The sequence below is a fragment of the Variovorax sp. P1_H12_2 genome, assembly GCF_056405335.1.
Window position 1 is genome coordinate 1 of record NZ_JBFUCI010000567.1, and the last position, 3294, is coordinate 3294.

The window sequence follows — 3294 nt, forward strand, 5'->3', positions numbered from 1 at the left end:
CGCTCTGTGTGGCCAGCAACCGCCGCGCCTTGCCACCGAACTCACCGAAAGACTTCCATGACACCCGAAATCACCGGCAGCGAAACGCTCGTCAACCTGCCGGTCCAGGCGCCGGAGCCCCGGCGCGAGGGCTCGGCCCTCATTGCGCGCCTGGTCGACGACTTCGGCGCGACCTGGGTCGACGACCAGAGCATCGACGCCTGGTCGGCCCTGGGCGGTGACCGCGTCGTGCTGTTCGCGGGCGACCCCGTGCGCTTTCCCGAGGGCCAGGACGTGGCCGCGGTGCTGCCCGAGTTGCAACGCAGCTTCCCGGGCCGCTTTGCCGTGGCTGTGGTGCCGCGCGACCTGGAGGAAAAGGTCGCGCGCCGTTTCGGCTCACAGCGCTGGCCCACGCTGCTGTTCCTGCGCGACGGCGGCTACGTCGGCACCGTGTCGGGTATGCACGACTGGGACGTGTTCCTCCAGCGGGTCGAGAGCGCACTGGCGAGTCCGGTGACGCGCGCACCGACGATCGGCATCCCGGTGGTGAGCGCCACCGGCGCGGCCGCCTCCTGCCACTGAGGACCGCACGATGAAAGACTTCCCGATTCCCGTGCACACCATCGGCCCCGGCTCCCAGCCCGAAGAAGAAGAGCTCGCCTACATGGCGATGCCGCAGGGCATGGAAACCTTTCGCGCACCCGTGCTGCCTGAACCCGAGGAAATCGCAGCCCACCAGCCGGCGCACGCTGCGCTGCGCGACGCGCTTGCGCAACTGGCGGTCGTTTGCCGCCAAGGCGGCAACCGCCGCATAGCGCTCGGCGGTCTTGCACCGGGCGACCTTGCCCTCGTCAACCAGGTTCTCGGCGAGGGCGAAGTCAGCGCCCTGGTGCGGCACGAGGGCACGCCGCAGCGCGAGCTGCGCGCCCAGGAGGCGGTCTTCGCCGGCGTCTGGCGCGTGATCGGGTCGGTCGACGGCGTGGTTGCGACCGATWGCATCGAACTTGGCGCCATTCCCGATGCGCTGAAGGAAGTTGCACGCGAAGACGTTGCGCCCGTCGTTGCGCGCTGGTCGGGCGCGTTGCCGCCCAACGTGCAGAACGCGCCGGCCGTCCTGGCCGAGATCGAGGACCATTGGCGCGCCTGGGTGCCGGGCCGCCCCGCGCAGGTCATCAACCTCACATTGCTGCCGATGTCGGTGGAGGACATCGGATTCCTCGATCATCACCTGGGCACCGGCCGCGTGCTCATCCTGTCGCGCGGCTATGGCAACTGTCGCATCACGAATACACGAATGCCGAACTGCTGGCGCGTCGTCTACTACAACTCGCAGGACGTGGTGATCCTGAACACGGTCGAGATCGGCGACCTGCCCGAAGTTGCCCAGGCCGCGCGCGAGGACCTGGAGGACTCGCACGAGCGGCTGGCGGAGGTGCTGCAGTGGCTCGAGAGCGCATGACCGCCAGCAGTCCTGCACGGTTCGAGGGCAGCTATCTCGGCGACCGCGCGAAGCTGGGCGCCTCGGCACGGCTCGAATGCAAGATCTGCTGGTGGGTGTACGACCCGGCGCTCGGCGACGACATCTGGCAGATCGCCCCCGGCACCGCGTTCACCGCGCTGCCGCCCTACTGGCGCTGCCCGCAATGCGACGGCGACGCCGACCAGTTCATGGTCCTCGACGACGCGAGCCCGACATGACCGGCTCCGATCGCACCGGACACGCCGAGCTGACGCTGCGGACGCGGGCGCTCCAAGCGGTGTTCGCAGGCATCTCGCGCTCGCGCGTGGCCGGCCTGCCCTTCATGAACACCGCACTGCAGGTGGAAGCGGTCGGCTTCGGGCTCGAACCGGCACCCCCGCGCGATGATGCGCAACACCGGCCGGATCCCCGGGCCGCGACCGGCATCCTGGTCACGCCCTGGTTCATGAACCTGGTGTGGCTGCCGGTCGCGCGATGCGACACGCCCGCACTGATCGGCACGACACGCGTGCGCAACATCGGGCATACGCAGTTTGCCTTCACGGGCTCGCACGAAGACGGCCTCGGGTCGTTCGAAGCCTGCTCGATGTTCTCGCCCATGTTCGAGTTCGCAACGCAGGCCGACGCGATCGCCACCGCCTCGGCGCTGCTGGCTCAGCTGCGCGGGCGTGCCGACGCACCGCCCGACGCACGCCCGGACTCCGCGTTGGCGGCGCCGGCGCGGCGCGCTTTTCTGCTCGGGCGCGCTGCCCAGGAACATGCGCCGTGAATACGGTCCAGGTCCTCGGGGGCATGCTGCAGGTGCGACCGGGGCTGCGACGCCCGCACACCCTCGCCAGCAGCCGCCGCGCCCTCGCCGGCCTGTTGTTGACGGGTCAACCTGCGACCGCAGCGCCGCGCATGTTGAGCCGTCTGTTCACCTTGTGTGGCCACGCCCACGCCTTGTGCAGCGCGCTGGCGCTGGCGGCGGCGCAAGGGCAGGAAGCATCCGCATCCGTGGCGCAGTTGCATGCGCTGCGATGGGAGACGGCGCGCGATCACGCGCTGCGCATCGGCCTCGACTGGCCGGTCGAATTGTGCGTGCCAGGCGCAGTACAGGCATCGGCCGACGACAACCGCAATCCGCTGCTGGGCTGTCCGTGGCTGGCCGGCGCGGCGCGGTCGCAGGGCGATGTCGATCGGACCGTCTGGCTCTCGCATCTGCTGGGCACCTCGCCGGCCGCCTGGCTGGCACTCTGGGAACAAGAAACTGCCGGGTGGCTCGCTCAATGGTGTGAGCGCAATCACGGTTGGCTGCCCGCATTGCTGCGCGCCTGCGCTCCGCTCGCGATCGACCCGTTGCTGCCCGCGGCGCCGCTGCGTCCGCACACCAGCCCGGCGGACCTGCATGCTCTCGCGGCCGGAATGGGCACCACGTTCGACGCGACCGCGCCCACCTGGCGCGGCCAATGTGCCGAGACCGGAAGCTGGACCCGGTTGCACGACCGGCGCACCGAACCGCCCGCGAACGCATGGGAACGGCTCGGCGCACGCATCGCCGAACTGGCACGGCTTTCCCTGCCGGATACGCCAAGTCGCAGCGGCGCAGCGTGGCTCGCCACGGGCGCGTTGCAGACCGGTCCCGGCGAAGGGCTGGCATGGGTCGAAATGGCGCGCGGCCTGCTGCTCCATCGCGCGCGCGTCGAAGGACCGCCCGGTGACCGGCGCGTGGCCGGCTACGAGGTCGTGGCCCCGACAGACTGGAACTTTCATGCCCGCGGCGCCGTGGCGCATGCGCTCGAGCACATGCCCGCCGCGGGCAGCGAAGCGCAGGCGGCGGTGCGCATCCTGATGGC

At 70.4% G+C, this 3294-nt stretch carries 5 protein-coding genes; all 5 read left to right on the plus strand.

Features of this window, described 5'->3' with window-relative positions; translation table 11 throughout:
- The first annotated feature begins 57 nt into the window (after positions 1–57).
- Entirely contained in the window at positions 58–561 is a 504-nt protein-coding gene (locus AC1D2K_RS32415) for a hydrogenase (RefSeq protein WP_478094251.1), read from the plus strand.
- A 10-nt stretch (positions 562–571) separates the two neighbouring features.
- The gene (locus AC1D2K_RS32420) at positions 572–1438 is read left to right on the plus strand and encodes a hydrogenase expression/formation protein (protein ID WP_478094253.1); all 867 of its coding nucleotides are present in this window, start codon (positions 572–574) and stop codon (positions 1436–1438) included.
- Entirely contained in the window at positions 1435–1677 is a 243-nt protein-coding gene (locus tag AC1D2K_RS32425) for a rubredoxin (RefSeq protein WP_478094254.1), read from the plus strand. Before AC1D2K_RS32420 ends, AC1D2K_RS32425 begins: the two co-directional genes overlap by 4 nt.
- Positions 1674–2228, plus strand: a complete 555-nt coding sequence (gene hybE / locus AC1D2K_RS32430; RefSeq protein WP_478094256.1) for a [NiFe]-hydrogenase assembly chaperone HybE — start codon at positions 1674–1676, stop codon at positions 2226–2228. The genes AC1D2K_RS32425 and hybE overlap by 4 nt, the downstream gene beginning before the upstream one ends.
- The coding region (locus tag AC1D2K_RS32435) for a hypothetical protein (protein WP_478094258.1) at positions 2225–3294 on the plus strand (1070 nt) is incomplete at its 3' end. The genes hybE and AC1D2K_RS32435, both read left to right, overlap by 4 nt.